Here is a 26,830-nt window from a genome sequence, read left to right as displayed (position 1 = left end):
ATGGGCTTGAAATCTGTGCCCCGGAGATAGGCCCTCGGATACGGCAAAGTCCAGATGCCGGGCCATAGACGCACTGTTCACCCATCGGACGCGCGCAAGGCGGCCGCAACGGTCACCGGCAGGCTTGAAGAAACACAAGCCAGGGTCCACAACATAGCGACAAACCTGCTTTCAACAGAATGACGGATCTGATCACAATGAGCGAAGACGACAATCCGACCGCAGCGATGCTCGCCATCGGCGACGAACTTCTGTCCGGCCGCACGAAGGACAAGAATATCGGCCATCTGGCAGAAGCGATGACGCTCATCGGGATCGGCCTGAAGGAAGTGCGGATCGTCGCCGACGACGAGGCCGCGATCGTCGAGGCGGTCAATGCGCTGCGAGAGCGCTATACCTATGTCTTCACTTCCGGCGGCATCGGCGGCACCCATGACGACATCACCGCTGATTCGGTTTCCGCCGCCTTCGGCCTGCCCTGCATCTACAATGACGAGGCGATGCGCCGGCTCGCCGCCCATTACGAGCGGCGCGGGATCGACTTCAATGGCTCGCGCCAGCGCATGGCGCGCATGCCGGAAGGCGCGAGCCTGATCGACAATCCGGTGTCCACCGCCCCCGGCTTCGTCATCGGCAATGTCCATGTCATGGCGGGGGTGCCGAGCATTTTCGAGGCGATGCTCGACAATGTGATCCCGACTCTGAAGGGCGGCGCGCCGCTCGTTTCGAAAATCGTGGAATGCCCTTTCGGCGAGGGCGACATCGCGGCGCGTCTCGGCGAAATCCAGAAGGCCCATCCGAAGACCTCGATCGGCTCCTATCCCCGTTTTTCCGCCGAAGGCTTCCGCACGCAGCTCGTTATCAGGGCGAGAGCGGAGGCCGACGCCGAGGCGGCGGCCGCGGATATCCGCGCCATGCTGGAAGCAATGCCGGGCGCCTGATCGAAGCGCCGCCTTACCCGAAAGACGCGTTTCGGTTCTTCGCTTTTTCTGGCATTAGGCTTAAACTGGAAGAGCAGCAACGGCCGGCGCGTCCGCCGGCGCTTGATACGGGTGGGAGCCAAGCCCGAGAGGAGTGTTTGAGATGACCTACAAGACCATACTCGCCGTCATGGAATCACCGACGCAGGCCGGCGGCTTCCTCGATTACGCCATTGAAATCGTTCGCTCCTTCGACGCACATCTGATCGGCCTCCATGCAGAGACCGTCAACCCGACGCCGATCATCGCGCCGATGGAGATACCCGATCCCATTTCCATCCAGTCGCTGCAGGACATGGCCGAAAAGCGCAGCGCCGAGCTCGGCGAGATCTTCCGCAAGCGCGCGGCGCGCGAAGACATCTCCCATGAATGGCGCAAGATCGTCTCCGCCTCCGGCTTTGCCGGATCCTCGGTCATCGACAGCGCCCGCTCCTGCGATCTGATCATCGCCCCGCAGGTCAGCCCCGACGCGCCCGGAGACGCCCGCGCCGATTTCGAGAGCTTCCTGTTCGAGAGCGGACGCCCCGTGCTGCTGGTGCCGCATGTGGACAAGGTGGCAAAACCCTTCAACCGCGTGATGGTCGCCTGGAACGGCTCGCGCGAGGCCGCACGCGCTACCTTCGATGCCCTTCCCTTCCTGAAGAAGGCCGGCGAGGTCGAGATCTTCTCGGTCAATCCACATGACAGCAAGGATCAGGAAAGCGGCCTCACGGGTGCGGAAATCGCCTCGACGCTCGCTCGCCACGGCGTCAACGTGATCGCCACCAGCGCGCACGCGGACAAGGCCAAGGCGGCAACCATCATCGAGAACCGCCTGTCGGACAATTCCGTCGACCTTCTGGTCATGGGCGCCTATACGCATTCCAGGCTGTGGGAGATGCTGTTCGGCGGCGTGACCCGTACGCTGCTGGAATCGATGACGGCGGCGACGCTGATGTCGCGCTGATCCCACGATCAGCCATCTTTCCGGCGGCAGAAAGACCGCATGTCTTGCCTTTTGGCGATGAATGCGGCTAATAGCGATGCCCAACGGCAGGCCGTCGCCTGCCCCGGGCATCGCATCCGCATTTTGCATGCTTTCGGGGCGGGTCGGCTGCCACTGGGCCGGACGGAGTCGTCGGCCGTCAAACCCTTTGCGTCACCCGTGTCCCGGAGCCTTTCATGTCCCTTCCCGAAAAAGCCTTTCCCGTATCCTGGGATCAGTTTCACCGCGATGCGCGCGCGCTTGCCTGGCGCCTGTCCGGTCTTGACCAGACCTTCCACGCCATCGTCTGCGTCACGCGCGGCGGCCTCGTGCCGGCGGCGGTGATCTCGCGCGAGCTGGAAATTCGGCTGATCGAGACGGTCTGCATCGCCAGCTATCACGACTATACGAGCCAGGGCGAGACGAAGCTTCTGAAGGGGATTTCCGAGGAACTGACGAAGACCGGCGGCGAAGGTGTGCTGATCATCGACGACCTGACGGACACGGGCAACACGGCGCGGGAAGTGCGCGACATGCTGCCGAAGGCGCATTTCGCCTGCGTCTACGCCAAGCCCAAGGGCGTGCCGACCGTCGACACTTTCGTCACAGAAGTCAGCCAGGACACCTGGATCTATTTCCCCTGGGACATGGGCTTCACCTATCAGGAGCCAATCAAGAAGGGCCCGGCGCAGTAAGCCGAGCCGTTCCGGTTTAGCGCATCGGCCCGAAAATCGGAATCGATTTTCGGAAAGCGCGATGCGTAGATTCAATAGGTTAGAGCGCCGTGCGTCCGAATGGACGCACGGCGCTCTAGAAAAACAACAAACGCCCGACCAGCTTCCCTTCTGGTCGGGCGTTTGCGTCGCGCGGCAGGGGGGTTACCGCTTGCGGAGACGGGCGCGGGCTGCGGGCGCGAGATAGTGGGTCAGCACGGGTCCCGCGACCCAGGCGATCAGCAGCATCGCCGGCAGCAGGAATATCCGGGCATCATAAAGCGGCGGCACGGTGAGGATCACCGCAACAACCGCGGCGCAGCCAATGGCAATAACAATGTAAGCAAGAACGCGGGCGGGCAGGTTATCCATTGCAGTTCTCCCTTCGTGTTGCTGAATAAACGCCGCATGAAGAGAAGAGTTCCCGCGAGGACCTGTCGAAAGCTGTCAGTCGCCGTTGCGCTCGCGCCTCAGCTTATCCCACCACTGAAGGCGCTTGTTGATCTCGCGCTCGAAACCGCGTTCGGGCGGCCGGTAGAATTTCTGCCGACCCATTTCGGTGGGAAAGTAATCCTGACCCGAAAACGCATCCGGCTCGTCGTGGTCATAACGGTAACCGGCATTGTAGCCCTCTTCCTTCATCAGCTTTGTCGGAGCGTTCAGGATATGTTTGGGCGGCATCAGCGAGCCATGGCGTTTGGCCGCGGCCATGGCGGCATGGAAGGCGACCTCCACGGAGTTCGATTTCGGCGCCGTGGCGAGGTAGACGCAGGCTTCCGCAAGCGCCAGCTCGCCCTCGGGCGAACCCAGATAGTCATAGGCATCCTTGGCGGCAGAGGCGATCAGCAGGGCCTGCGGGTCGGCAAGGCCCACATCCTCGCTTGCCATACGGACCAACCGACGGCCGATATAGAGCGGATCTTCGCCCGCATCGAGCATGCGTGCCAGATAATAAAGCGCTGCATCCGGGTCCGAGCCGCGAACGGACTTATGCAGGGCCGAAATCAGGTTGTAATGTCCGTCCTGGCCCTTGTCATAGATCGGCGCGCGGCGCTGGACGATGTTCATCAGGCTTTGCGGATCGAGCCGCTCGTCCGCACGGGCCGAACGCCAGACTTCCTCGGCGAGCGTCAGGATCGCCCGGCCGTCGCCATCGGCCATCATCACCAGGGTTTCGCGCGCATCGTCGTCAAGCGGCAGCGCCCTGCCCTCCGCCTCCTCGGCGCGCTTCATCAGCTCGGCCAGGCTTTCGGCATCATGGGAGCGGAAGGTCAAGACGCGGGCGCGCGACAACAGGGCGGCGTTCAGCTCGAAGGACGGGTTTTCGGTGGTCGCGCCGACGAGGATGATGGTGCCATCCTCCATCACGGGCAGGAAACTGTCCTGCTGGGCGCGATTGAAGCGATGGATCTCGTCAACGAACAACAGGGTCTGCCGCCCGTTCATGCGCCTTGCACGGGCTGATTCGAACACCTTCTTCAGGTCCGCCACGCCGGAAAAGATCGCCGAAATCTGCTCAAAGGCGAGATCGGCCTCGCCGGACAGAAGCCGCGCCACCGTGGTCTTGCCCGTGCCCGGCGGCCCCCAGAAGATCATCGAGCCCAGCGAGCCGGAGCCGATCATGCGCGTCAGCGCACCGTCCGGCCCGGTCAGATGCGGCTGGCCGGTGACCTCGCCGAGCGTCTTCGGGCGAAGCCGGTCGGCGAGCGGTCGCTTGTTTTCGATGTCCTCGGGGACGTGCGGGGCAAAAAGGTCGTTCATCTGAATATCTGGTTTATCATCCTGCCGCCGCGATTGATGGAAAGACGCCAGTAGCCGGGCTTTTCGCCCGCCACATCCTCCAGCGTCGCGGTGGTATCGATCGGCGCGTCATTGACGGCAACGATGACGTCGCCCCTGGCGAAACCGATCCGCTGGGCCGTGGAGCCCTGTTCGATATCGCTCACCACCACTCCATCATCGATCCCCGAAAGGCGCAACTCCTCGGCCACGCGCGGCGAGACGTTTTCCACCGTAAGCCCCGAGAAAGGCGAGGAACCAGCGATCACACGGGTATCGCGCGGCGGGTCTTCCGGGGCCAGATCAAGCGGCAGGGCGACGTGGCTCACCTGCCCGTCGCGCTCGACCGTCAGATCCGCGGTGTTGCCGATGCCGGCAACCGTCAGCCGATAGAGCAGCGCATCGGGATGTTCGACCGGAATGTCGTTGACGGCGATGATGACGGAGCCGGTTTCAAGGCCGGCCTTCTCCGCCGGACTGCCCGGGCGGGTGGCGGAAATGATCGCGCCGCGCGCCGCCTTCAGCCCCAGCGCCTCGGCAATGTCGGAGGTGACGGGACCGAAGGTCGCGCCGACATAGGGCCGCTGGAAGCGCGTCTCGCCGTCTTCGGCCGCCTTCAGGAACACCTTCACCATGTTGGCGGGAATGGCGAAGCCGACGCCGTTGGAACCGCCGCCGGAGGAGAAGATCGCCGTGTTGATGCCGATCAGCTCGCCCTTCATGTTCAAGAGCGCGCCGCCGGAATTGCCGGGATTGATCGCCGCGTCCGTCTGCAGGAAGAAGCCGAATTCGCCGTCATTGACGGCATTGCGCGCGCGGCCGGAGATGATGCCGCTGGTCACCGTCTGGCCGACGGCGAAGGGATTGCCGATGGCAAGCGAGATATCACCGACCTCGACGTCATCAGAATTGCCGATCGGAACGGTCGGGAACTCCTCGTCCGCCTCGATCTTCAGCACGGCAAGATCGTAGCGGTCGTCCTTCAACAGCACCGTACAGGGAAATTCACGGCCGTCGGCAAGGGCGACGCGCACGTCATCGGCCCCTGCGATCACATGATTGTTGGTGATCACCATGCCGTCACCGGTGACGATCACGCCGGAGCCGAGCGAGGTCTGCCGCTCGGAGCGGCCCGGCATCTGCTCGCCGAAGAAGCGGCCGAAGAACGGATCGGAGAAGAGCGGCGACATGCGCCGCTGGACCATGCGCTCAGCATAGACATTGACGACGGCGGGCGCGGTTTCCTTCACCAGCGGCGCGTAGGAGAGCATCACGTCAGCCTGCGCCGCGGGCACCTGCCGCTCCTGCGCGAACACCTGATTGCCGGACAACGCCAGCGCAATCGAAAGCGCGCCTGCCACGGCGAAGCGCCTTGACCTGACCCGCGCCCGATGCGGCGCGGCGCGAACTCCGGTATCTGAAATCATCGGCTCGTTCATCACATCCATTGGCATTCAGAATTCCTTCATGTGTCACGACATAGCCTTCCCGGCGCTATAGAGATGTTACGCCGGGCGGAGAATCAAGGCTAGAAAGCCTCTTTGGCCAAAGCATGATTTCGCCGTAATTGCTGCCGCATTTTCAAACCGGCAGGAAACCAGTGATGAGGAGATCAGAATGAACCGCAAGTCCTATCTCGCATTCGGCGGCCTGCCCGCCGCCATGGCGCTGGCGCTCACGCTTTCGCTTTCAGCCCCCTTCGGCGGCGACGAGGCACGGGCCGCCAGCTTCGATTGCTCGGCATCCGGCCTCAACGCCAACGAGAAAACCATCTGCGACAACCGTCAGCTCAATGATGACGACGTGAAGATGGCGACCATGTACACCATGCTGAAGGGCCTCTTCGCCATGGGCGTTTCCGGCAACATGGCCGACGACCAGAAGGCCTGGCTAAAAACCCGCGAAGCCTGCGGAACCGACGTATCCTGCATCGAAAAGGCCTATGAAGTGCGCATCGGCCAGCTTCAGAAGCTTTATGACGGGATCGACAAGCCGCTTTGATTCTATACGCTTGCTTATTTGAAAGGCGCGGCCCTCAGGGACCGCGCCTTCAGTTTGTTGACAAAACATGCGTAACCCTCATCCGTCATACCGGCCTTGAGCCGGTATCCAGGGCCATAGAGCAAGGACTATCGCCCTTAAGACACTGCGACAAAGGGTCTTTTGTGGCCCTGGCCCCCGGCTCAAGGCCGGGGTGACGGACAGTGAGGAGCAGGCGTCTTGCATCTGCAGCCGGTTTCTCAGTAGCCAGAAGGCGCGGACCCAACGGCCCGCGCCTTCTCCATTCTTGAACCAATCCCTTACCTATTCCGGCAAAATCCTGACCGCGCCCTTGTCGGCGCTGGCGGCAAACGCAGCATAGGCCTTCAGCGCGGTCGTGACCTGGCGGCGGCGGGGTTTTTCCGGCTTCCAGCCCTTTTCGTCCTGCGCGCTGCGGCGGGCTTCAAGCTCCGACGGCGAGATGCGCAGGTTTATGGTGCGGCCGGGAATGTCGATGTCGATCATGTCGCCGTCGCGCACGAGGCCGATGGCGCCGCCATTGGCCGCTTCCGGCGAGGCGTGACCGATGGAAAGACCGGACGTGCCGCCGGAAAAGCGGCCATCGGTGATCAGCGCGCAATCCTTGCCGAGACCCTTCGACTTCAGATAGCTGGTCGGATACAGCATTTCCTGCATGCCCGGCCCGCCCTTCGGCCCTTCGTAACGGATGACGACGACGTCGCCGGCCTTCACCTCGTTGGAAAGGATGCCCTTGACGGCCGCGTCCTGGCTTTCGAAGACGACGGCAGGACCGGAGAATTTCAGGATGCTCACGTCAACGCCGGCCGTCTTCACGATGCAGCCATTAACCGCGATGTTGCCCGTCAGCACGGCAAGCCCGCCATCCTTGGAGAAGGGATGCTCGGCATTGCGGATCGCGCCGGAGACGCGATCGAGATCGAGCTCGGCCCAGCGGCGGTTCTGCGAGAACGCTTCCTGCGAGGGCACGCCGCCGGGGGCCGCCATGTAGAAATTGCGCACGCTTTCCGAATTGGTGCGGACGATATCCCACTGGTCGATCGCATCGCCAATGGTGGCCGAATGAACGGTCGGGCTTTCGCGCTTGATCAGGCCCGCCCGGTCAAGCTCGCCGAGGATCGCCATGATGCCGCCGGCGCGGTGGACGTCTTCCATGTGAACATCGTTTTTCGCCGGCGCGACCTTGCACAGGCACGGCACATAGCGCGACAGCCGGTCGATATCGTCCATGGTGAAATCGAGTTCGGCCTCATGGGCAGCCGCCAGAATGTGCAGCACCGTATTGGTGGATCCGCCCATGGCGATATCCAGCGTCATGGCGTTCTCAAACGCCGCCTTGCCGGCGATGGTGCGCGGCAGAACGTTCTCGTCATCCTGCTCATAGTAACGGCGGGTAATATCGACGATCTGGTGACCGGCTTCCACGAACAGGCGGCGGCGATCGGCATGGGTCGCGAGCGTCGAGCCATTGCCCGGCAGCGAAAGGCCAAGCGCTTCCGTCAGACAGTTCATCGAATTGGCGGTGAACATGCCCGAGCAGGATCCGCAGGTCGGGCAGGCCGAGCGCTCGATCGACTGGACATCGGCATCGGAAATCCGGTCATCGGCGGCGGCAACCATGGCATCGACCAGGTCGAGCGCCTGTTCCTTGCCGTTCAACACCACCTTGCCGGCTTCCATCGGACCGCCGGAGACGAAGATCGTCGGGATGTTGAGGCGCAGCGAGGCCATCAGCATGCCGGGGGTGATCTTGTCGCAATTGGAGATGCAGACCATGGCATCGGCGCAATGGGCATTGACCATGTATTCGACGCTGTCGGCGATGATCTCGCGCGACGGCAGCGAATAGAGCATGCCGTCATGGCCCATGGCGATGCCGTCATCCACGGCAATGGTGTTGAACTCCTTGGCAACGCCGCCGGCCGCCTCGATCTCGCGGGCGACAAGCTGGCCGAGGTCCTTCAGGTGCACGTGACCCGGCACGAACTGGGTGAACGAGTTGACGACGGCGATGATCGGCTTGCCGAAATCGCCTTCCTTCATGCCGGTCGCGCGCCAGAGACCGCGCGCGCCGGCCATGTTGCGTCCATGGGTCGTCGTTCTGGAACGATAGGCTGGCATGGGTCTTCCTTTCCAAAAAAAATCGGGCGTCAGTACGGGAGCTCCTCTTCTCCGTACAGCCCTTTTCGGGCGAAAATCCGCCGTGTTGATTGTGTCGTAACGCAATTCACGAGGCCTGTCACTATCGCTTGGGGCGAAAATGGTACTCTCCGGTACGGTTGAGCGCGACCTGACAATCTGCTTTCAACGGCCCATATTTCGTGCGAAAGTTCCGGCTGAGATGCCTATCTTGAGAAGCTTGGGAGCGGGCGATGAAGCGAGATTCGATCACTGTGCAGGCCATGTGGGATGACGAGGCACATGTTTGGGTCGCAAGCAGCACGGATATCGATGGGCTTGCCGTTGAAGCGGAAACAGTGGAACAGCTTCGCATCAAAGTGGTCAACGCCATCTCCGATCTTATCGAATTGAACGGACTGGCTTTTGACGCGAGAGAAATTTCCGTCCACATCCTGGCTGATCACATGGCAAAAGTGCCCAACCCAAGCTTCTAGCGCGTTATGGCGGGCTATCTACGTGAACTCAAGAAACGTCTGACCGAGGCCGGATGCGAATACGTCCGGCCCGGCAAAGGCGATCACGAAATCTGGCGAAGCCCGATCACCAACCGGCACTTCACCGTCGATAGCGGCACAAAATCCCGGCACACTGCCAACGAAACCCTGAAGCAGGCAGGTTTGCCCAAAGCCTTTTGACAGCAGCGGCGGGAATTGATCATCTCGGATAAATCCCCACTCACACGCACCACACGAAAACGTGGTTCAGATGTTTATTGTGAAGGGCGAAACTATCGGCGATCTTTCACCGTAGAGTGTCATGAATGCCAAATCGGGAGGCAGAGATCATGCCAGCATACAAACCGCCGCACATTCCGGCCTCCGAAATCACGCCGGAGCACATCTATCTGAAGCGCCGCACGCTTCTGGCCGCGGGCCTTGCAGCCGGCGCCACCTTCGTCACGGGCGCCGGCAGCGGCGAAGCGAACGCGGCAACGCTTGTCCAAGGCGAGGCGCTGAAGACCGTGCCCGGCCCCTTCCCCAAGCCGAAGCGCGCGGAAACCAGCTTCGAGGACATCACCCACTACAATAATTTCTACGAGTTTGGCACGGGCAAAGCCGATCCGTTCAAGAACTCCGAAAACTTCAAGCCCTACCCCTGGACCTTCGAAATCGGCGGCATGGTGCAGAAGCCGCAGACCGTCGATATCGAAACGCTGATGACCAAGTTTCCGCTGGAAGACCGCGTCTACCGCATGCGCTGCGTGGAAGCCTGGTCGATGGTCATTCCCTGGGTCGGCATTCCCCTGAAATCGATCCTCGACATGGCGGAACCCACCGGTTCCGCCAAATATGTCGCCTTCGAAGGCGTGGTGCGGCCGAAGGAAATGCCCGGCCAGAGCGGCTTCGGCCAGCCGATGCCGTGGCCCTATGTGGAGGGCCTCAGGCTCGATGAGGCCAACCACCCGCTCACCATCATCGCCGTCGGGCTTTATGGCAAGACGCTGCTGAACCAGTCCGGCGCGCCGATGCGCCTTGTGGTGCCGTGGAAATACGGCTTCAAGGGCATCAAGTCGATCACGAAGATCACGCTCACGGATACCCAGCCGCCCAACAGCTGGAACCTGCTGCAGCCGAGCGAATATGGCTTTTACGCCAATGTGAACCCGAATGTTCCGCATCCGCGCTGGAGCCAGGCCACGGAGCGCGTCATCGGCGAAGGCGGCGGCCTGTTCGGCGGCGGCAAGCGCATCGACACGCAGATGTTCAACGGTTACGGCGACGAGGTGGCAAGCCTCTACGCCGGCATGGACCTGGCGAAGTATTACTAGGCCGGCAGAGCGAGACATGGCCCGAACCAAAGCCAAATCATCCGGCGCCGCCTGGTGGCGGCCCGCCTCCGTCTGGACGCTCTATGCCGTCGGGCTTCTCCCGGCGTTATGGTATTTCTGGCTCGGCGCGACCAACAATCTCGGCGTCGATCCGGTCAAGACCTTCGAACACCTGCTCGGCATCTGGGCGCTGCGCTTCATCCTGCTCACGCTCTGCGTCACCCCGCTGCGCGATCTCGCCGATATCAACCTTTTGCGCTATCGCCGCGCGCTCGGCCTGCTCGGCTTCTATTATGTGAGCTTTCACTTCCTGGTCTATCTGGTGCTCGACCAGCAGATGAATTTCTCCGTCGTGGTCCAGGACGTCATCAAGCGGCCGTTCATCACCTTTGGCATGATCGCGCTCGTGCTGCTCATCCCGTTGGCGCTGACCTCCAACAACTGGGCAATCCGCACGCTGAAACAGAACTGGATCCGGCTTCACAGGCTAGTCTATGTGATCGCCGCCCTCGGCACGCTGCATTTCGCCATGGGCCGCAAGGTCATCGGACCGGAGATCATGTTCTATATCGCAGCGTGCGTTCTGCTGCTTGGCTACCGCCTCCTCCGCCCCAAGCTGATGGAGCGCAAGCGCGCGAGGAAGAAGGCGGCTCGAATGGCGGCCGGCGCCGGTTAGATTATGGCTGCACGGTATTCATCCAACGCACTTGCCTGCATCACTGAAGCATGAGCGGCCTCGCCCTGCTTCCGCCCAATATCGCCCTCCCCAGCTTCACCGCAGGGAAACAGCAGCCGGCGACAAGCGCCAGGCACGCGCACAACCGTCCGCCTTGGCGAATGGATCTCATGGGCGCTGCGGGTGATCATAACGTCTACAATCGTCGTCTCGCTGAAACATGTGCGGTAGACGGTTCCTGTGCCCAAGCAAAACCCGTGGCTTTATGACCTCACCATATCAACGGCTCTCGGCCTTCTGCACACTTGGTTGAGACGCTCCTGTCCCTCTCGGTGTCATCCTCTGGCTCGACCCGAGGATCCAGGCGGCGCTTTCCGAGTGGCCCGGATACTCGGGTCGAGCCCGAGCATGACCCGAACCGAGACGGATCAAGTCGGCATGACGGCAATAACGAATCGTAGGTTTCAACGAAAAAAGCCGGAGGCTTTCGCCCCCGGCTCTTCAATACTCAGGCAATGAAAGCGCGTTTTACGCGGCTTCCATTTCCGAATCGGCTTCGGCCTCGACGCGGGCCTTGTCGGCTGCGCCCTTGGCATCCACATCGCGGTCAACGAATTCGATGACGGCGAGCGGGGCGTTGTCGCCGTAGCGGAAGCCGGCCTTCATGATGCGGGTGTAGCCGCCGTTACGCTCGGCGTAACGGGAAGCCAGAACGTCAAACAGCTTCTTGACGGCTTCGACATCCTTGACCTGCGCGATCGCCTGACGGCGAGCATGCAGATCGCCGCGCTTGCCGAGCGTGATCAACTTCTCGACGATCGGGCGAATTTCCTTCGCCTTCGGCAGAGTGGTGACGATCTGCTCATGGACGATGAGCGAGACGGCCATGTTGGCAAACATCGCCTTGCGATGGCTTGCCGTTCTGTTCAGCTTGCGGCCTGCATTCTTATGGCGCATTGCTATTCTCCTTCACTTGCAGGCTTGAGCCCGCAGTATGACTGGTTAGTACTGATCCTCGTACCGCTTGGCGAGGTCCTCGATATTTTCCGGCGGCCAGGCCGGCACTTCCATGCCCAGATGCAGACCCATGGAGGCCAGCACTTCCTTGATCTCGTTGAGAGACTTCCGACCGAAATTCGGCGTACGCAGCATTTCGGCTTCGGTCTTCTGGATGAGATCGCCGATATAGACGATGTTGTCGTTCTTCAGGCAGTTGGCCGAACGGACCGAAAGCTCGAGTTCGTCGACCTTCTTGAGAAGGGCCGGGTTGAAGGCGAGTTCGGTGACGTCGTCCTCTTCCTGATCCTTCTGCGGCTCCTCGAAGTTGACGAAGACCGAAAGCTGGTCCTGGAGAATGCGGGCTGCAAAGGCAACCGCGTCTTCACCGGAGACCGAACCATCCGTCTCGATCGTCATCAGAAGCTTGTCATAGTCGAGAACCTGGCCCTCACGGGTGTTCTCGACCTTGTAGGAGACCTTGCGGATCGGCGAGTACAGGCTGTCGACCGGGATGAGACCGATCGGCGCGTCTTCCGAGCGGTTACGCTCGGCCGGCACGTAGCCCTTGCCGTTGTTGACCGTGAACTCCATGCGGATTTCAGCAGCTTCGTCCAGCGTGCAGATGACGAGGCCCGGATTGAGGATCTCGATGTCACCAACGGTCTGGATGTCGCCTGCAGTCACCACGCCCGGGCCCTGCTTGCGCACGACCATGCGCTTGGCTTCATCGCCTTCCATGCGGATGGCGATTTCCTTGATGTTCAGCACGATGTCCGTCACGTCCTCGCGGACGCCCGGGATCGAGGAGAATTCGTGCAGCACGCCGTCGATCTGGACGGCGGTGACGGCAGCGCCGCGCAGCGACGACAACAGAACGCGACGCAGCGCGTTGCCGAGCGTCAGGCCGAAGCCGCGTTCCAGCGGTTCGGCGACGAGCGTCACCTTCTTGGCCCCGCTGGAGGTGAACTCCACCTTCGAGGGCTTGATCAATTCCTGCCAGTTTTTCTGGATCATGTTTCTACCTTTCGTTCGCCGCACTATCCAATCGTGACGGCCGAGCTTCGTAGAACCAGCGCTTCATTGCTGAGACGCCGGAGCAAAATGACAGACGATTAAACGCGGCGCTTCTTGCGCGGGCGGCAACCATTGTGCGGGATCGGCGTCACATCGCGGATCGAGGTGATGACGAAACCGGCAGCCTGGAGCGCGCGCAGAGCCGATTCGCGACCGGAACCGGGACCGCAAACTTCGACTTCCAGCGACTTCATGCCGTGTTCCTGAGCCTTCTTGGCGCAGTCTTCGGCAGCGATCTGAGCGGCAAACGGGGTCGACTTGCGCGAACCCTTGAAGCCCTTGGCACCGGCGGACGACCAGGCAATTGCGTTGCCCTGTGCATCCGTGATGGTGATCATCGTGTTGTTGAACGACGAATTGACGTGGGCAACGCCCGACGAGATATTCTTGCGCTCGCGGCGGCGAACGCGGGTGGCTTCCTTGGCCATGACTTCCCTTTCGTTGATCTCTTCACCGCCGTAGTCCCAGCGGCTCCACCGACGGGACCCTTTGCAAGGCCCCAATCAATTACGCAGAAAGCCGGCGTGAAACCGCCGGCTTGTTCCGGAATGAAAATATTCCGTGAATTACTTCTTCTTGCCTGCAATCGCCTTTGCCGGGCCCTTGCGGGTACGGGCATTGGTGTGCGTGCGCTGGCCGTGAACCGGAAGGCCACGACGGTGGCGCAGGCCACGGTAGCAACCAAGGTCCATCAGGCGCTTGATGTTCATCGAGTTCTCGCGACGCAGGTCACCTTCAACCATGTAGTCACGGTCGATCTGCTCACGGATCGACAGAACTTCCGCATCTGTCAGCTCATGCACCCGGCGCTCTGCCGGAATGTTAGCTGCCGCGCAGATGTCCTGAGCGAATTTCGGTCCGATCCCGTGAATATACTGCAGCGCGATGACAACGCGCTTGGCAGTCGGGATGTTGACGCCAGCAATACGAGCCACGCCGATTCTCCTTAAGTATCTTAAAGGGCAGTTTGCCCTGCTCGGGCACTTACCGGTTTCTTGCAGGCGAACGCGTCGCCTCAAATAGCTCTGCCGCAACAAAAACCCGTGGCAAAACACGTCCTGTTTAATTTCAAAAAAGGACTTTAACCGTTTTGCCCCATGTCGCGAGTTGGAGCGCTCATAGCGGAAACTGCATCTGAATGCAACCGCTTCCTTCACTTTTATGACGTCCGAAGCCCGTGAGGACAGCCGGACGCCTCCAAATCGTGTTTGCCGCTCGGCTCCTGCGTTAGGCAGCAGCCTTGCGGCAAAATCAGACCTTCGCCAGAACCTTCTCGATGCTGGCGGTCACGGTGTCCATGTCGGCCATGCCGTCAACCGAGGACAGCTTGTTCTTGGCATAGTAATAGCCGATCAGCGGCGCCGTTTCCTTGTAATAGGCCTTCAGGCGCTTCTCGACCGTCTCGCGGTTGTCGTCCGGACGCCGCTTGAACTCGGTCGAGCCGCACTTGTCGCAGACGCCGCCCACCTTCGGTTTGTGGAACTCGTCGTGATAGCCCGTGCCGCATTTGGCGCAGCTATAGCGACCGGCGATTCGTTCCGTCAGCGTCTCGTCATCCACCTGGATCTCGATCACCGCGTCCAGTTCGATGCCCTTTGCGGAAAGCATCTTCTCGGTGGCATCCGCCTGCACCAGCGTGCGCGGGAAACCATCGAGAATGAAGCCGTCCTTGCAGTCGTCCTGATCGATTCGTTCCGACACGATGGCAATCACGATATCGTCGGAGACGAGGCCGCCGGCGTCCATGACAGCCTTGGCCTTCTTGCCGACCTCGGTCTCGGCGGCAACGGCGGCACGCAGCATGTCGCCCGTCGATAGCTGCGGAATGCCGTGATTGGCGACGATACGCTGCGCCTGCGTTCCCTTGCCGGCGCCCGGCGGTCCCAGAAGTATAAGTCTCATCGTCCCCTCTTTCCTCCCCGCAATTTCGATTTCTTGATCAGCCCTTCATACTGCTGGGCGATCAGATGTCCCTGTATCTGCGAAACGGTGTCCAGCGTGACACTGACGATGATGAGAAGCGACGTGCCCCCCAGCGCCAGCGAAACGCCCGTGCGCGCCACCAGGATCTCCGGCAGGATGCACACGAACACCAGATAGATCGCACCGACCACGGTAATGCGAGTCAGAACATAGTCTATGTACTCGGCCGTGCGCTCGCCCGGACGGATGCCCGGAATGAAACCGCCATGCCGCTTCAGATTGTCCGCGGTCTCCTTCGGATTGAAGACGATCGCGGTGTAGAAGAATGCGAAGAACGCGATCAGCGCGCCATAGGCCACCATGTAGAGCGCCTGGCCATGGCCGAGCGATGCGATGATGGCCGTTGCCCAGCTCGGAAGCTCGTTCGAGGAGAACCCGGCAAGCGTCGCCGGCAGAAGCAGCAGCGAGGAGGCGAAGATCGCGGGAATGACGCCCGAGGTATTGAGCTTCAGCGGCAGGTGCGAGGTATCGCCCTGGAACATGCGATTGCCGACCTGACGCTTCGGATACTGGATCAGAAGCCGGCGCTGGGCGCGCTCGACGAAGACGATCAGCGCAAAGATGGCGACGACGACGACAAGGATGCCGACGGCGACGAAGGCAGAGATCGAGCCGACGCGCGACAGTTCCAGCAGGTTGCCGACAGCGGCCGGAAGGCCGGCGACGATGCCGGAGAAGATGATCAGCGAGATGCCGTTGCCGATGCCGCGCGAAGTGATCTGCTCGCCGAGCCACATCAGGAACATCGTGCCGCCGACCAGCGTGATGACGGTCGAGAAGATGAAGAACCAGCCCGGATCGGTGACGAGATTGTTGCCCGACTGCAGCCCGATGGCGATGCCGTAGGCCTGCGCTGTCGCAAGCACGACCGTGCCGTAGCGCGTGTACTGGTTGATGATCTTGCGGCCCTGTTCGCCTTCCTTCTTCAGCGCTTCGAGCGACGGCACCACGGCCGTCAGAAGCTGCACGATGATGGAGGCCGAAATATAGGGCATGATGCCGAGCGCGAAGATCGCCATGCGCTGCACCGCGCCGCCCGAGAACATGTTGAACATGCCCAGAATGCCTTCGGACTGGCCCTGGAAAGCCTGCGCATAGGCATCAAGATTGATGCCGGGAAGCGGAATATGCGTGCCGAGCCGGTAGACGAGGAGAGCGAGAAGCGTAAACCAGATTCGCTTCTTCAGATCCGTCGCCTTCGCGAAGGTCGAGAAATTGAGATTGGATGCAAGTTGTTCCGCTGCAGAAGCCATGCGTATCTCCGCGTCGCCGCACGGCCGCCACAGGCGCCCGATGCGATTAAGTGCCAGATCACGTCAGCCGACGCGCTGCCCGCAAAAGGCGCTCATCGGCATTCGCGACAAACCACCCGCAGGACACGAACGATCGGGGCCGGCCGGTGGTCGAGGCACATATGGAAGAAAAAACGCCCGGTGTGAAGCACTCCGGGCGATCATTTTTCAAATCAGCGCTTTTACTCAGCGTTCTTGGCGCCAGCCAGAACGGTTATCGAACCGCCGGCCTTTTCGATCTTCTCGATCGCGGGCTTGGAAGCCCCGGCAACCTCGAGCTTGAGCTTCGCCTTCAGTTCGCCGTCGGAGAGGATGCGGACACCGTCCTTAACGCGGCGAATCACGCCGGCTTCCTTCAGCACTTCGGCGGTCACCGTGGTCTTCGCATCCAGCTTCTTGGCATCGACGGCGGCCTGCAGGCGGCCGAGCGAGACTTCGACGAAGTCCTTGGCGAAGATGTTGGTGAAGCCACGCTTCGGCAGACGGCGGTAGATGGGCATCTGGCCGCCTTCGAAACCGTTAATGGCAACGCCCGAACGCGACTTCTGACCCTTGACGCCGCGGCCGCCGGTCTTGCCGGTGCCCGAGCCGATGCCACGGCCGACGCGCTTCTTCGAATGCGTTGCGCCTTCGCGGTCCTTGATTTCATTGAGTTTCATAATCTACTCCCGTCTCACTTCTCGTCGACGACGCGCACGAGATGGGACACCTTGTTGATCATGCCGCGCACAGCAGGCGTATCTTCCAGGGTGCGGACGCGATGCATCTTGTTGAGGCCGAGACCGATCAGCGTCTGGCGCTGGACGGCGGGACGGCGGATCGGGCTGCCGATCTGCTCAACGGTGACAGTCTTCTTGGTGCTAGCCTTGGCCATGTGTGCCTCCCCTTACTCGTCGACGACAGCGCCGGCGGCCTGGCGGCGAGCCTGGAGCGTAGCGTATTTGAGGCCGCGCTGCGCTGCGATGTCCTTGGGATGCATCTGGCTCTTCAGGGCATCAAAGGTGGCGCGAACCATGTTGTAGGGGTTGGACGAACCGGTCGACTTGGCGACGACGTCGGCAACACCCAGGGTTTCGAAAACGGCACGCATCGGACCACCGGCGATGATCCCGGTACCGGCCTTGGCGGTGCGCAGAAGAACCTTACCAGCACCGTGGCGGCCCTTGACGTCATGATGCAGCGTACGGCCGTCGCGCAGCGGCACGAAGATCATTTCGCGCTTGGCGGCTTCGGTGGCCTTGCGGATGGCTTCCGGCACTTCACGCGCCTTGCCGTGGCCGAAGCCAACGCGGCCCTTGCCGTCACCAACGACGACGAGTGCTGCAAAACCCATGCGGCGGCCGCCCTTGACGGTCTTGGCCACGCGGTTGATAGCGACGAGCTTGTCAACGAATTCGCTGTCGCGCTCATCCCTGTTCTGGCGATCGTCGCGCGATCCCCGTCTGTCCTGTGCCATTGTCCTGTTCCTTTTTCTTTTCCGGGTGCAATCGGCAAATGCGAAGGCCGCTTGCGCCATCTCTGGCATGGGCGGCCGGTGATTGACCGAAGGCGACTTGGGCTCCGAAGAGACAGTATCGCCTTGGCCGAATTTAAGGAGCGCCCCTCCGATAAAGGGCGCTCAAAGCTTCATCAGAAGCTCAGGCCACCTTCGCGGGCGCCGTCGGCGAGAGCCTTGACGCGGCCGTGAAAGATGAAAGCGCCGCGATCGAAGACGACTTCCTTGACGCCTGCCTTGGTGGCGCGCTCGGCGACGAGCTTGCCAACGGCTTCGGCAGCTTCACGATCCGCGCCGGTCTTCAGGGAAGACTTGAGCGAAGCGTCGAGCGTCGAGGCGGCAGCCAGCGTGCGGCCGGCCGTATCGTCGATGATCTGGGCGTAGATGTTCTTGGACGAACGGTGAACCGACAGACGCGGACGACCGTTTGCCACCTTCTTGACCTGGCGGCGCACGCGCGCGGCGCGGCGTGCAATGGTTTCTTTCCTGCTAGCCATAACGCGTGTTCCTTACTTCTTCTTGCCTTCCTTGCGGACGATGCGCTCTTCCGCGTATTTCACGCCCTTGCCCTTGTAGGGCTCGGGACCGCGATATTCGCGAATGTTCGCAGCGACCTGGCCGACAACCTGCTTGTCGATGCCGGTGACGGTGATTTCCGTCGGCTTCGGGCAGGCAATCGTGATGCCTTCCGGCGGCTGATAGACAACTTCGTGGGAGAAGCCGAGCGACAGCTGCAGGTTCTTGCCCTGCATGGCCGCGCGGTAACCAACGCCGTTGATCTCGAGCTTGCGCTCGTAGCCTTGGGTGACACCATTGATGATGTTCTCAACCATCGTCCTGGACATGCCCCACTTGGAGCGGGCGTCCTTGGACTGGTTGATCGGGGAAACAACGATCGCGTTGTCCTCGAGCTTGACGCTCACTTCGTCATTGGCGACGAATGAAAGCTCGCCCTTGGGGCCCTTGGCTGTGACTTTCTGGCCTTCTACGGTCGCAGTCACACCAGCCGGAACCTGAACGGGTCTTTTACCGATACGAGACATTTTATCTACCTGTCTGTTTCGTTAGGAGGATCTGCCTGAGCCTTAGAAGACCGAGCAGAGAACCTCTCCACCAACATTCTGTTCGCGCGCCTGGTGATCAGCCATCACACCCTTGGGGGTGGAAAGGATCGTGATACCCAGACCATTTGCGACCTGCGGAATGGACTTGACCGAGACATAGACCCGGCGGCCCGGCTTGGAAACGCGGGCGATCTCGCGGATCACGGACGCGTTTTCATAGTACTTCAGCTCGATTTCGATCTCGGACTTGCCGTTTTCGAATTCGGTCTGGGTGTAGCCGCGGATGTAGCCTTCCGACTGCAGCACGTCCAAAACGTGGGCGCGCAGCTTGGAAGCCGGCGTGGTCACGGAGGACTTGCGGCGCGAGGCGCCATTGCGGATACGGGTGAGCATATCGCCCAGGGGATCAGACATTGCCATTGGACGCCTCCTTACCAGCTCGACTTGACGACGCCCGGCACCTTGCCGGTGTTGCCGAGATCACGCAGCGCGATACGGGACATGCCCAGCTTGCGATAATACGCACGCGGACGGCCGGATACTTCGCAGCGGTTGCGGATACGCGTCTTGGAGCCGTCGCGGGGCATGTCCGCCAGCTTCAGGGAAGCGCGGAACCGCTCTTCGATCGGCAGTTCCTGGTTCTTGATGATCGCCTTCAGCTCGGCACGCTTCTCGGCGTCCCGGGCGACCGTCTTGCGGCGGCGCTTGTTCTTTTCGACTGCGCTTACTTTCGCCATGTCGTTTTCCTTTTCTACGCTCGTCGTTACGGTTATTTGCGGAAGGGGAAGTTGAGCGCAGTCAGCAGCGCCCGTGCTTCGTCGTCCGTGTTCGCCGTCGTGCAAACGATGATGTCCATGCCCCACATCTGATCGACCTTGTCGTATTCGATCTCCGGGAACACGATGTGCTCCTTGATGCCCATGGCGAAGTTGCCACGGCCGTCAAAGCTCTTCGGATTAAGGCCGCGGAAGTCACGAACGCGCGGCAGCGCGATGTTCACCAGGCGGTCAACGAATTCATACATGCGGTTGCCGCGCAGCGTCACCTTGGCGCCGATCGGCATGCCTTCGCGGACCTTGAAGCCGGCGATGGAATTGCGCGCATGGGTGATCACGGCCTTCTGGCCAGCAATCGCGGCCAGATCAGCGGCAGCATTCGTCGGCTTCTTGGAGTCACCGACAGCCTCGCCAACACCCATGTTGATCACGACCTTGTCCAGGCGCGGGATCATCATCGGGTTGGTGTAGGAAAAGCCTTCCTGCAGCTGAGCGCGGATCTTTTCATTGTATGCCGTCTTCAGGCGCGGCTCATACTTTGCTTCAGCCATCGATCACTTCTCCCGAACGCTTTGCATAGCGGACCTTCGTCTCACCCTCGACCTTGAAGCCAACGCGGGTCGGCTTGCCGTCCTTGGGATCGGCGATCGCGAGGTTCGAAAGGTGAACCGGCGCTTCCTTGGTGATGATGCCGGCTTCGGCGGTCTGCGTCTGCCGCTGATGGCGACGCACAACGTTGATGCCCGAAACGACGGCACGGTCTTCCTTCGGGAAAACCTTTACGACTTCACCGGTGCGACCCTTGTCTTTACCGGCGATCACGACGACCTTGTCGCCCTTTTTGATTCTCTGCATGTTCCGCGCTCCCTTACAGAACTTCCGGAGCCAGGGAGATGATCTTCATATGGCTCTTGCCACGCAGCTCGCGCGGAACCGGCCCGAAGATACGCGTACCAATCGGCTCTTTGTTGTTGTTGATCAGAACAGCAGCATTGCTGTCGAAGCGGATGACGGAGCCGTCAGCGCGGCGGATGTCCTTTGCCGTGCGAACGACAACGGCCTTCATCACATCGCCCTTCTTGACGCGCCCGCGCGGAACAGCCTCTTTTACCGATACGACGATGATGTCGCCGATCGAGGCATATTTACGCTTTGAGCCGCCCAGAACCTTGATGCACATGACACGACGCGCGCCGGAATTATCCGCCACGTCGAGGTTTGTTTGCATCTGAATCATATCAGGTCGCCTTCTTGTTGTTACCGGCCCGGTTGGGCACCTCTGCCCCCTAGACCAGCTTAATCGACACGTATCAAAGCGCCCGCCCTGTCAGAATGACCCCGGCGGTCGCTCGAATTTCCTGTCCAGCACTTTCAAAACCGTGCCGCCCGAAAAGGATTTCTTCCGGGGTCTACACCGTGTGCAAGAGCCAGAGCGTCTTATGTGTAGCGTCTTTCGGGGCGCAAATGTCTCCAACCTGGAGAATGCCCTTACGGAAAAGGCCGCCCGTTGCCGGACGCCCCCGCATCTCAATGCCGTGCTACATACAGATATTTCGCCAAAGCGCAAGGGCCTCGGCGAAATAGCTGTTCAATTTTGGGCTTAAGCCTGGGCGGAAACGACCGTCCAGCGCTTGTCCTTGGAAATCGGAGCGCATTCCTCGATGAATACGGTATCCCCGACCTTGTACTGGTTGTCGGCGTCGTGCGCCTTGTACTTCTTCGAGCGGCGTACAGTCTTCTGCATCAGCGGGTGGGCGAAACGACGCTCAACCCGGACTACGACCGTTTTATCGTTCTTGTCGCTTACGACAACGCCTTGCAGGATGCGTTTAGGCATTTTCTTGTCGGTCCTTTAATCTCAAGCCTTGCCGGCTGCCGCCTTCTGGGCGGCAATGGTTTTCACACGCGCGATGTCGCGGCGCACTTCCTTGATGCGCGCCGTTTTTTCCAGCTGTCCGGTCGCCTTCTGGAAGCGCAGGTTGAACTGCTCCTTCTTCAGGTTGGCGAGCTCGTCCTTGAGCTGGTCTTCGGTCATGGCGTGTACGTCAGAAGTCTTCATCAGTACCACTCCTTATTCTGCGATACGCTGGATAAAGCGCGTCTTGACCGAGAGCTTGGCTGCGCCGAGACGCAGGGCTTCACGTGCAATTTCTTCGCTCACACCATCGATTTCGAACATGATCCGGCCGGGCTTTACGCGGGCCGCCCAGTAATCGACACCGCCCTTACCCTTACCCATACGCACTTCGGTCGGCTTCGAGGTGACCGGCGTATCGGGGAAGATGCGGATCCACACGCGGCCGGCACGCTTCATGTGACGGGTGATCGCGCGGCGGGCCGCCTCGATCTCGCGCGCGTTGACGCGGTTGGGTTCCTGCGCCTTCAGCCCATATTCACCGAAAGCCAGGTCGCTGCCGCCCTTGGCGACGCCATGGATGCGGCCCTTGAACTGCTTGCGGTACTTTGTACGCTTTGGCTGCAACATTTTCTTCTATCTCCGAACTTCGCGGAAAACGCCCTTATCAGGCGTTTTCGCGGCGGCGATTGTTGCCGCTGTTACCCTTGTTGTCGCCCTCGGTCGCGCGACGCTCGGAGGCCATCGGATCATGCTCAAGGATTTCGCCCTTGAAGACCCAGACCTTGATGCCGCAAATGCCGTATGCGGTTTCAGCTTCGGCCGTGCCGTAGTCGATGTCGGCGCGCAACGTGTGAAGCGGAACGCGGCCTTCGCGGTACCATTCGGTACGTGCGATTTCGGCGCCGCCAAGACGGCCCGAGCAGACGATACGGATGCCTTCGGCGCCGAGACGCATGGCCGACTGGACCGAGCGCTTCATGGCGCGGCGGAAGGCAATACGGCGTTCCAGCTGCTGCGCGATCGACTGGGCGACCAGCGTGGCATCGGTTTCCGGCTTGCGCACTTCAACGATGTTGAGGTGCATTTCCGAGTCGGTCATCGTCGACAGCTTGCTGCGCAGCTTTTCAATGTCTGCGCCCTTCTTGCCGATGATGAGGCCCGGACGCGCCGAATGAATGGTGACGCGGCACTTCTTGTGCGGACGCTCGATGACGACCTTGGAGACGCCGGCCTGCTTCAGTTCCTTCTGGATGAAGCTACGGATCTTCAGGTCTTCATGCAGCAGCTTGCCGTATTCGTGATTGTCGGCGAACCAGCGGCTGTCCCAGGTACGGTTGATGCCGAGGCGGAAACCGATCGGATTGATTTTCTGACCCATTATGCGGCCTCCTCTTCGACTTCACGGACGACGATCGTCAGATGCGAAAACGGCTTGAGGATGCGCGATGCGCGGCCCCGGCCACGGACCATGAAGCGCTTGGCGACAATCGACTTGCCGACATAGGCTTCCGCGACGATGAGCTGGTCAACGTCGAGGTCGTGGTTGTTTTCAGCATTGGCGATGGCCGATTCGAGCGTCTTGCGGACGGTCTCGGAAACCCGCTTCTGCGAGAATTCGAGATCGGCCAGAGCCCGGTCAACCTTCTTGCCGCGAATCATGGCGGCGACGAGGTTGAGCTTCTGCGGGCTGACGCGGATCGTGCGCGTAACGGCCTGCGCCTCGTTTTCCTTAAGCCGGCGTGCGGCTTTTGCCTTGCCCATTGTTACTTCCTCTTCGCCTTCTTGTCGGCGCCGTGACCGTAGTAGGTCCGCGTCGGTGCAAATTCACCGAACTTGTGGCCGACCATCTCTTCCGACACGGATACCGGAATGTGCTTGGAACCATTGTAGACGCCGAAGGTCAGGCCGACGAACTGCGGCATGATCGTGGAACGGCGGCTCCAGATCTTGATCACTTCGTGGCGACCGCCTTCACGCACCTTCTCAGCCTTCTTGAGAAGATAGCCGTCAACAAACGGTCCCTTCCATACTGAACGAGCCATTTCAGACTACCTCTCTTACTTCTTCTTCTGGTGGCGCGAGCGCATGATGAACTTGTCGGTCGACTTGTTCTTGCGCGTGCGCTTGCCCTTGGTGGGCTTGCCCCAGGGCGAAACAGGGTGGCGACCACCGGATGTACGGCCTTCACCACCACCGTGCGGGTGGTCGATCGGGTTCATGACGACGCCGCGAACATGCGGACGCTTGCCCCGCCAGCGCGAACGACCGGCCTTGCCGTCATTCGTGTTGGAATGGTCGGGGTTCGATACAGCGCCGATCGTGGCAAGGCAAGAGCCAGGCACGAGACGCTGTTCGCCGGAATTCAGGCGCAGGATAGCCATGCCCTGGTCGCGGCCGACGAGCTGCACGTAGGTGCCAGCCGAACGGGCGATCTGGCCGCCCTTGCCCGGCTTCATCTCGACGTTATGAACAATCGAGCCGACCGGAATGTTCTGCAGCGGCATCGCGTTGCCGGGCTTGACGTCGATCGCGCTGTCGGCAGCAATAACCTTGTCGCCAACGGCCAGACGCTGCGGTGCCAGGATGTAGGCAAACTCACCATCCGCATAGTTGATGAGCGCGATGAAAGCCGACCGGTTGGGGTCGTATTCCAGACGCTCGACCGTGCCTTCAACGCCGAACTTGCGACGCTTGAAGTCGATCATGCGGTAGGTGCGCTTGTGACCGCCGCCCTGGAAGCGAGCCGTCACGCGGCCGTAGTTGTTACGGCCACCCTTCGAAGACAGGCCTTGCGTCAAAGCCTTGACGGGCTTGCCCTTGTAAAGCTCCGAACGCTCGACGATCACCAGTTGGCGCTGGCTCGGCGTTGTCGGATTGAATGTTTTCAATGCCATTTTCTCATTCCCTATTGGGTCTTTACCCTACCGGGTCTGTTTCAAACGCCGGTCGTCACGTCTACGGACTGACCTTCGGCCAGCGTGACGATCGCCTTCTTGACGTCCTTCTGCTTGCCGGAGAAGTTCCGGAAGCGCTTGATCTTGCCCTTGCGCACGAGCGTGTTCACGGACTTGACCTTGACGCCGAAGAGCTCTTCGACAGCGGCCTTGATCTCGGGCTTGCTCGCATTCTTCGCAACGTTGAAGACAACCTGGTTATTGTCCGAAACCAGCGTCGACTTCTCGGTGATGACCGGCGAAACGATCACGTCGTAATGGCGGATATCGCTCATTTGAACCGCTCCTCCAGAGCTTCGACTGCGGACTTGGAAAGCACGAGCTTTCCGCGGCGCAGAATGTCGTAAACATTGATGCCCTGAACCGGCAGAACATCGATATTCGGAATGTTGCGGGCGGCAAGCTTGAAGTTGCCGTCGACGTCCGAACCGCCGATGATCAGAGCGTTTTCCAGGCCGAGGCCGGCAAACTGCGCGATGAGCGCCTTGGTCTTTGCTTCCTTGGCGACGAGATCATCAACGATGATAAGGTCTTCAGCCTTCAGCTTCGACGACAGCGCATGCTTCAGAGCCAGTGCACGAAGCTTCTTCGGCAGGTCATGACCATGATCGCGGACGACCGGACCGTGGGCGCGACCACCGCCGCGGAACTGCGGCGCACGCTTGGCGTGGTGGCGGGCGTTACCCGTGCCCTTCTGCTTGTACATCTTGGCGCCGGTCAGAGCGACTTCCGAACGACCCTTGGTCTTGTGGCTACCCTGACGCTTCTTGGCGAGCTGGTAGCGGACCATGCGGGCGAGGATGTCTTCGCGCGGTTCCAGGCCGAAGATCTCGTCCTTCAGGCTGACCTTGCCGGCGTCCTTGCCCTCAAGTGTTTTGACGGTGAGATCCATTACTCGGCTCCATTCGTTTCGGCCGCGCGCAGGCCTGCAGGCCGCGGCGCATTTTCAGGCACACCGGACTTCACAGCGTCGCGAACCGTGATCCATGCGCCCTTGGAACCGGGAACGGCTCCCTTGACGAGGATCAGACCGCGCTCTTCATCGGTGCGGACGACTTCGAGGTTCTGGGTGGTGACGCGTGTCTGGCCCATGTGACCAGCCATCTTCTTGCCCTTCCAGACCTTGCCCGGATCCTGGTTGGAACCGGTCGAACCATGCGAACGGTGCGAGATCGAGACACCGTGGGTGGCGCGAAGACCGCCGAAGTTGTGGCGCTTCATCGCACCGGCAAAACCCTTACCGATGGTGGTGCCGGTCACGTCGACGAGCTGACCCGACACGAAATGGCCGGCCGTCAGTTCGGCGCCGATCTCGAGCAGGTTGTCTTCCGAAACGCGGAACTCGACCAGCTTGGCCTTGGGCTCGACAGAACCCTTGGCGAAATGGCCGCGCAGCGCCTTCGACGTGTTCTTGACCTTCGAACGGCCCGCACCGAGCTGAACGGCGGTGTAGCCGTTTTTATCTTTCGTGCGCGTTGCGACGACCTGGCAGCCGTCCATTCGCAAAACTGTTACCGGGATATGCTCTCCTGCGTCATTGAAGACGCGGGTCATTCCCACCTTCTGTGCTATTACACCTGAACGCATCGGTTCGTTCCTTTTAGAGTTCCGGCCAAGCCCTTGCGGCCCTGGCGTGTCTCTGTTTGGGACGTCATGCGCATCGCATCACAGCGCGCGCAGCGATTGGTCCCGTTTAATTATCCCTACCCTGAAAGATCAGAGCTTGATTTCAACGTCGACGCCGGCAGCCAGATCGAGCTTCATCAGAGCATCGACCGTCTGGGGGGTCGGATCGACAATGTCGAGCAGGCGCTTGTGGGTGCGCATTTCAAACTGCTCGCGGCTCTTCTTGTCGATATGCGGGCCACGGTTGACCGTGAACTTCTCGATCCGGGTCGGCAGCGGAACCGGACCGCGCACATTGGCGCCGGTACGCTTGGCCGTGGAAACGATCTCACGCGTGGAGGCATCAAGGATCCGGTGATCAAACGCCTTCAGGCGGATGCGGATATTCTGGCCGTTCATGCGACTCGTCCTTGTCTTCTTCTTCTTGCCGCCTTCTCGTCATCGATCAGGCGCATTCGTTGAACTTCGACCGCTCTCTTCAATCTTCAAAAGTAGGGACAGGTTGCCCCGTCCCTACCTCGCAATCAAAGTGCCTGTCGCGCGTCGATTACTCGACGATCGATGCCACGATGCCGGCGCCGACGGTGCGGCCGCCTTCGCGGATGGCGAAGCGCAGCTTTTCTTCCATC

40 protein-coding genes are annotated in these 26,830 nt (G+C 60.9%); 8 read left to right on the top strand and 32 right to left on the bottom strand.

What is annotated here, in order from left to right:
* Positions 1 to 197 precede the first annotated feature (197 nt).
* The 3 genes from GGR30_RS18945 to gpt all read left to right on the top strand — a co-directional run bounded on the left by GGR30_RS18945 (position 198) and on the right by gpt (position 2,639).
* Positions 198 to 941, top strand: a complete 744-nt coding sequence (locus GGR30_RS18945; RefSeq protein ID WP_183489702.1) for a competence/damage-inducible protein A — start codon at positions 198 to 200, stop codon at positions 939 to 941.
* Between the two features lie 142 nt (positions 942 to 1,083).
* Positions 1,084 to 1,926: a universal stress protein gene (locus GGR30_RS18940; RefSeq protein WP_183489699.1), complete on the top strand. Its 843-nt coding sequence runs from the start codon at positions 1,084 to 1,086 to the stop codon at positions 1,924 to 1,926.
* A gap of 215 nt (positions 1,927 to 2,141) precedes the next feature.
* Positions 2,142 to 2,639, top strand: a complete 498-nt coding sequence (gpt, locus tag GGR30_RS18935; RefSeq protein ID WP_183489696.1) for a xanthine phosphoribosyltransferase — start codon at positions 2,142 to 2,144, stop codon at positions 2,637 to 2,639.
* Positions 2,640 to 2,822: 183 nt separating this feature from the next.
* Here gpt and GGR30_RS18930 read toward each other — a convergent pair whose 3' ends face one another.
* The 3 genes from GGR30_RS18930 to GGR30_RS18920 all read right to left on the bottom strand — a co-directional run bounded on the left by GGR30_RS18930 (position 2,823) and on the right by GGR30_RS18920 (position 5,863).
* Complete coding sequence (locus tag GGR30_RS18930; RefSeq protein ID WP_024708259.1) at positions 2,823 to 3,029, bottom strand: hypothetical protein; 207 nt, start codon at positions 3,027 to 3,029, stop codon at positions 2,823 to 2,825.
* A 75-nt stretch (positions 3,030 to 3,104) separates the two neighbouring features.
* A complete protein-coding gene (locus GGR30_RS18925; protein WP_183489692.1) occupies positions 3,105 to 4,418 on the bottom strand; it encodes a replication-associated recombination protein A in 1,314 nt (437 codons plus the stop codon).
* Positions 4,415 to 5,863, bottom strand: a complete 1,449-nt coding sequence (locus GGR30_RS18920; protein ID WP_183490015.1) for a Do family serine endopeptidase — start codon at positions 5,861 to 5,863, stop codon at positions 4,415 to 4,417. The genes GGR30_RS18925 and GGR30_RS18920 overlap by 4 nt, the downstream gene beginning before the upstream one ends.
* Before the next feature lie 190 nt (positions 5,864 to 6,053).
* On the opposite strand from GGR30_RS18920, the gene GGR30_RS18915 reads away from it, so the two are divergent.
* Positions 6,054 to 6,437, top strand: a complete 384-nt coding sequence (locus GGR30_RS18915) for a lysozyme inhibitor LprI family protein (protein ID WP_425488367.1) — start codon at positions 6,054 to 6,056, stop codon at positions 6,435 to 6,437.
* Positions 6,438 to 6,740: 303 nt separating this feature from the next.
* On the opposite strand, the gene ilvD is transcribed toward GGR30_RS18915, so the two are convergent.
* Entirely contained in the window at positions 6,741 to 8,576 is a 1,836-nt protein-coding gene (gene ilvD / locus GGR30_RS18910) for a dihydroxy-acid dehydratase (RefSeq protein ID WP_183489689.1), read from the bottom strand.
* 251 nt (positions 8,577 to 8,827) lie between these two features.
* Between ilvD and GGR30_RS18905 the strand changes: the two genes are divergently transcribed.
* The 4 genes from GGR30_RS18905 (at position 8,828) to msrQ (ending at position 11,080) form a co-directional block, all read left to right on the top strand.
* On the top strand, positions 8,828 to 9,070 hold the full coding sequence (locus GGR30_RS18905; RefSeq protein WP_183489686.1) for a DUF1902 domain-containing protein: 243 nt from the start codon (positions 8,828 to 8,830) through the stop codon (positions 9,068 to 9,070).
* Positions 9,071 to 9,076: 6 nt separating this feature from the next.
* The gene (locus tag GGR30_RS18900) at positions 9,077 to 9,271 is read left to right on the top strand and encodes a type II toxin-antitoxin system HicA family toxin (protein ID WP_183489683.1); all 195 of its coding nucleotides are present in this window, start codon (positions 9,077 to 9,079) and stop codon (positions 9,269 to 9,271) included.
* A gap of 149 nt (positions 9,272 to 9,420) precedes the next feature.
* Positions 9,421 to 10,404 carry a protein-methionine-sulfoxide reductase catalytic subunit MsrP gene (gene msrP, locus GGR30_RS18895; RefSeq protein WP_183489681.1) on the top strand — a complete coding sequence of 328 codons (984 nt, stop codon included), beginning with the start codon at positions 9,421 to 9,423 and terminating at the stop codon, positions 10,402 to 10,404.
* Between the two features lie 16 nt (positions 10,405 to 10,420).
* Positions 10,421 to 11,080 carry a protein-methionine-sulfoxide reductase heme-binding subunit MsrQ gene (msrQ, locus tag GGR30_RS18890; RefSeq protein ID WP_183489678.1) on the top strand — a complete coding sequence of 220 codons (660 nt, stop codon included), beginning with the start codon at positions 10,421 to 10,423 and terminating at the stop codon, positions 11,078 to 11,080.
* Positions 11,081 to 11,608: 528 nt separating this feature from the next.
* Here the strand turns inward: msrQ and rplQ are convergent.
* From rplQ to GGR30_RS18750, 28 genes are all read right to left on the bottom strand, one after another.
* The gene (rplQ, locus tag GGR30_RS18885; protein ID WP_183489676.1) at positions 11,609 to 12,037 is read right to left on the bottom strand and encodes a 50S ribosomal protein L17; all 429 of its coding nucleotides are present in this window, start codon (positions 12,035 to 12,037) and stop codon (positions 11,609 to 11,611) included.
* Between the two features lie 45 nt (positions 12,038 to 12,082).
* A complete protein-coding gene (locus GGR30_RS18880; protein WP_138748399.1) occupies positions 12,083 to 13,093 on the bottom strand; it encodes a DNA-directed RNA polymerase subunit alpha in 1,011 nt (336 codons plus the stop codon).
* A gap of 98 nt (positions 13,094 to 13,191) precedes the next feature.
* Entirely contained in the window at positions 13,192 to 13,581 is a 390-nt protein-coding gene (gene rpsK / locus GGR30_RS18875; RefSeq protein ID WP_018065590.1) for a 30S ribosomal protein S11, read from the bottom strand.
* Between the two features lie 138 nt (positions 13,582 to 13,719).
* Positions 13,720 to 14,088, bottom strand: a complete 369-nt coding sequence (gene rpsM, locus GGR30_RS18870; protein ID WP_106313074.1) for a 30S ribosomal protein S13 — start codon at positions 14,086 to 14,088, stop codon at positions 13,720 to 13,722.
* Positions 14,089 to 14,404: 316 nt separating this feature from the next.
* Positions 14,405 to 15,055, bottom strand: a complete 651-nt coding sequence (locus tag GGR30_RS18865) for an adenylate kinase (RefSeq protein ID WP_183489674.1) — start codon at positions 15,053 to 15,055, stop codon at positions 14,405 to 14,407.
* On the bottom strand, positions 15,052 to 16,389 hold the full coding sequence (gene secY / locus GGR30_RS18860) for a preprotein translocase subunit SecY (RefSeq protein ID WP_183489672.1): 1,338 nt from the start codon (positions 16,387 to 16,389) through the stop codon (positions 15,052 to 15,054). The genes GGR30_RS18865 and secY overlap by 4 nt, the downstream gene beginning before the upstream one ends.
* A 221-nt stretch (positions 16,390 to 16,610) precedes the next feature.
* Positions 16,611 to 17,087 (bottom strand): 50S ribosomal protein L15, encoded by a 477-nt coding sequence (gene rplO, locus GGR30_RS18855; RefSeq protein WP_183489670.1) that lies wholly within the window; start codon positions 17,085 to 17,087, stop codon positions 16,611 to 16,613.
* Between the two features lie 14 nt (positions 17,088 to 17,101).
* Positions 17,102 to 17,302, bottom strand: coding sequence for a 50S ribosomal protein L30 (gene rpmD, locus GGR30_RS18850; RefSeq protein ID WP_024708091.1), 201 nt, complete (start codon positions 17,300 to 17,302; stop codon positions 17,102 to 17,104).
* A gap of 12 nt (positions 17,303 to 17,314) precedes the next feature.
* The gene (gene rpsE / locus GGR30_RS18845; RefSeq protein ID WP_183489667.1) at positions 17,315 to 17,884 is read right to left on the bottom strand and encodes a 30S ribosomal protein S5; all 570 of its coding nucleotides are present in this window, start codon (positions 17,882 to 17,884) and stop codon (positions 17,315 to 17,317) included.
* A 173-nt stretch (positions 17,885 to 18,057) separates the two neighbouring features.
* On the bottom strand, positions 18,058 to 18,420 hold the full coding sequence (gene rplR, locus GGR30_RS18840) for a 50S ribosomal protein L18 (protein WP_183489664.1): 363 nt from the start codon (positions 18,418 to 18,420) through the stop codon (positions 18,058 to 18,060).
* Positions 18,421 to 18,432: 12 nt separating this feature from the next.
* On the bottom strand, positions 18,433 to 18,966 hold the full coding sequence (gene rplF, locus GGR30_RS18835) for a 50S ribosomal protein L6 (protein WP_183489661.1): 534 nt from the start codon (positions 18,964 to 18,966) through the stop codon (positions 18,433 to 18,435).
* 42 nt (positions 18,967 to 19,008) lie between these two features.
* Positions 19,009 to 19,407, bottom strand: coding sequence for a 30S ribosomal protein S8 (rpsH, locus tag GGR30_RS18830; protein WP_106313051.1), 399 nt, complete (start codon positions 19,405 to 19,407; stop codon positions 19,009 to 19,011).
* An 11-nt stretch (positions 19,408 to 19,418) separates the two neighbouring features.
* Positions 19,419 to 19,724 (bottom strand): 30S ribosomal protein S14, encoded by a 306-nt coding sequence (gene rpsN, locus GGR30_RS18825; protein WP_183489658.1) that lies wholly within the window; start codon positions 19,722 to 19,724, stop codon positions 19,419 to 19,421.
* 32 nt (positions 19,725 to 19,756) lie between these two features.
* On the bottom strand, positions 19,757 to 20,314 hold the full coding sequence (rplE, locus tag GGR30_RS18820; RefSeq protein WP_183489643.1) for a 50S ribosomal protein L5: 558 nt from the start codon (positions 20,312 to 20,314) through the stop codon (positions 19,757 to 19,759).
* Positions 20,307 to 20,618, bottom strand: coding sequence for a 50S ribosomal protein L24 (rplX, locus tag GGR30_RS18815; RefSeq protein WP_183489640.1), 312 nt, complete (start codon positions 20,616 to 20,618; stop codon positions 20,307 to 20,309). Before rplX ends, rplE begins: the two co-directional genes overlap by 8 nt.
* Before the next feature lie 13 nt (positions 20,619 to 20,631).
* Positions 20,632 to 21,000: a 50S ribosomal protein L14 gene (gene rplN, locus GGR30_RS18810; protein WP_024708099.1), complete on the bottom strand. Its 369-nt coding sequence runs from the start codon at positions 20,998 to 21,000 to the stop codon at positions 20,632 to 20,634.
* A 363-nt stretch (positions 21,001 to 21,363) separates the two neighbouring features.
* Positions 21,364 to 21,600 carry a 30S ribosomal protein S17 gene (gene rpsQ / locus GGR30_RS18805; RefSeq protein WP_183489637.1) on the bottom strand — a complete coding sequence of 79 codons (237 nt, stop codon included), beginning with the start codon at positions 21,598 to 21,600 and terminating at the stop codon, positions 21,364 to 21,366.
* Between the two features lie 21 nt (positions 21,601 to 21,621).
* On the bottom strand, positions 21,622 to 21,822 hold the full coding sequence (rpmC, locus tag GGR30_RS18800; protein WP_183489634.1) for a 50S ribosomal protein L29: 201 nt from the start codon (positions 21,820 to 21,822) through the stop codon (positions 21,622 to 21,624).
* Between the two features lie 12 nt (positions 21,823 to 21,834).
* Positions 21,835 to 22,248 (bottom strand): 50S ribosomal protein L16, encoded by a 414-nt coding sequence (rplP, locus tag GGR30_RS18795; RefSeq protein WP_106313035.1) that lies wholly within the window; start codon positions 22,246 to 22,248, stop codon positions 21,835 to 21,837.
* A 37-nt stretch (positions 22,249 to 22,285) separates the two neighbouring features.
* A complete protein-coding gene (gene rpsC, locus GGR30_RS18790; RefSeq protein WP_183489630.1) occupies positions 22,286 to 22,999 on the bottom strand; it encodes a 30S ribosomal protein S3 in 714 nt (237 codons plus the stop codon).
* A complete protein-coding gene (gene rplV / locus GGR30_RS18785) occupies positions 22,999 to 23,382 on the bottom strand; it encodes a 50S ribosomal protein L22 (protein WP_024708104.1) in 384 nt (127 codons plus the stop codon). Before rplV ends, rpsC begins: the two co-directional genes overlap by 1 nt.
* Before the next feature lie 2 nt (positions 23,383 to 23,384).
* Positions 23,385 to 23,663: a 30S ribosomal protein S19 gene (gene rpsS / locus GGR30_RS18780; RefSeq protein ID WP_024708105.1), complete on the bottom strand. Its 279-nt coding sequence runs from the start codon at positions 23,661 to 23,663 to the stop codon at positions 23,385 to 23,387.
* Between the two features lie 15 nt (positions 23,664 to 23,678).
* Complete coding sequence (gene rplB, locus GGR30_RS18775; RefSeq protein WP_183489626.1) at positions 23,679 to 24,515, bottom strand: 50S ribosomal protein L2; 837 nt, start codon at positions 24,513 to 24,515, stop codon at positions 23,679 to 23,681.
* Between the two features lie 41 nt (positions 24,516 to 24,556).
* A complete protein-coding gene (locus GGR30_RS18770) occupies positions 24,557 to 24,850 on the bottom strand; it encodes a 50S ribosomal protein L23 (RefSeq protein WP_024708107.1) in 294 nt (97 codons plus the stop codon).
* The gene (gene rplD / locus GGR30_RS18765) at positions 24,847 to 25,467 is read right to left on the bottom strand and encodes a 50S ribosomal protein L4 (protein ID WP_183489623.1); all 621 of its coding nucleotides are present in this window, start codon (positions 25,465 to 25,467) and stop codon (positions 24,847 to 24,849) included. Before rplD ends, GGR30_RS18770 begins: the two co-directional genes overlap by 4 nt.
* A complete protein-coding gene (gene rplC / locus GGR30_RS18760; RefSeq protein ID WP_024708109.1) occupies positions 25,467 to 26,162 on the bottom strand; it encodes a 50S ribosomal protein L3 in 696 nt (231 codons plus the stop codon). Before rplC ends, rplD begins: the two co-directional genes overlap by 1 nt.
* A gap of 129 nt (positions 26,163 to 26,291) precedes the next feature.
* Positions 26,292 to 26,600 (bottom strand): 30S ribosomal protein S10, encoded by a 309-nt coding sequence (rpsJ, locus tag GGR30_RS18755; RefSeq protein WP_018065614.1) that lies wholly within the window; start codon positions 26,598 to 26,600, stop codon positions 26,292 to 26,294.
* Between the two features lie 148 nt (positions 26,601 to 26,748).
* The coding region (locus GGR30_RS18750; RefSeq protein WP_010051863.1) for an EF-Tu C-terminal domain-related protein at positions 26,749 to 26,830 on the bottom strand (82 nt) is incomplete at its 5' end.

This window comes from Martelella radicis (assembly GCF_014196625.1).
Classification (GTDB): domain Bacteria; phylum Pseudomonadota; class Alphaproteobacteria; order Rhizobiales; family Rhizobiaceae; genus Martelella; species Martelella radicis.
The sequence above is the reverse complement of the archived record's forward strand: the minus strand, read 5'-3'. Positions and strand labels throughout refer to the sequence as shown.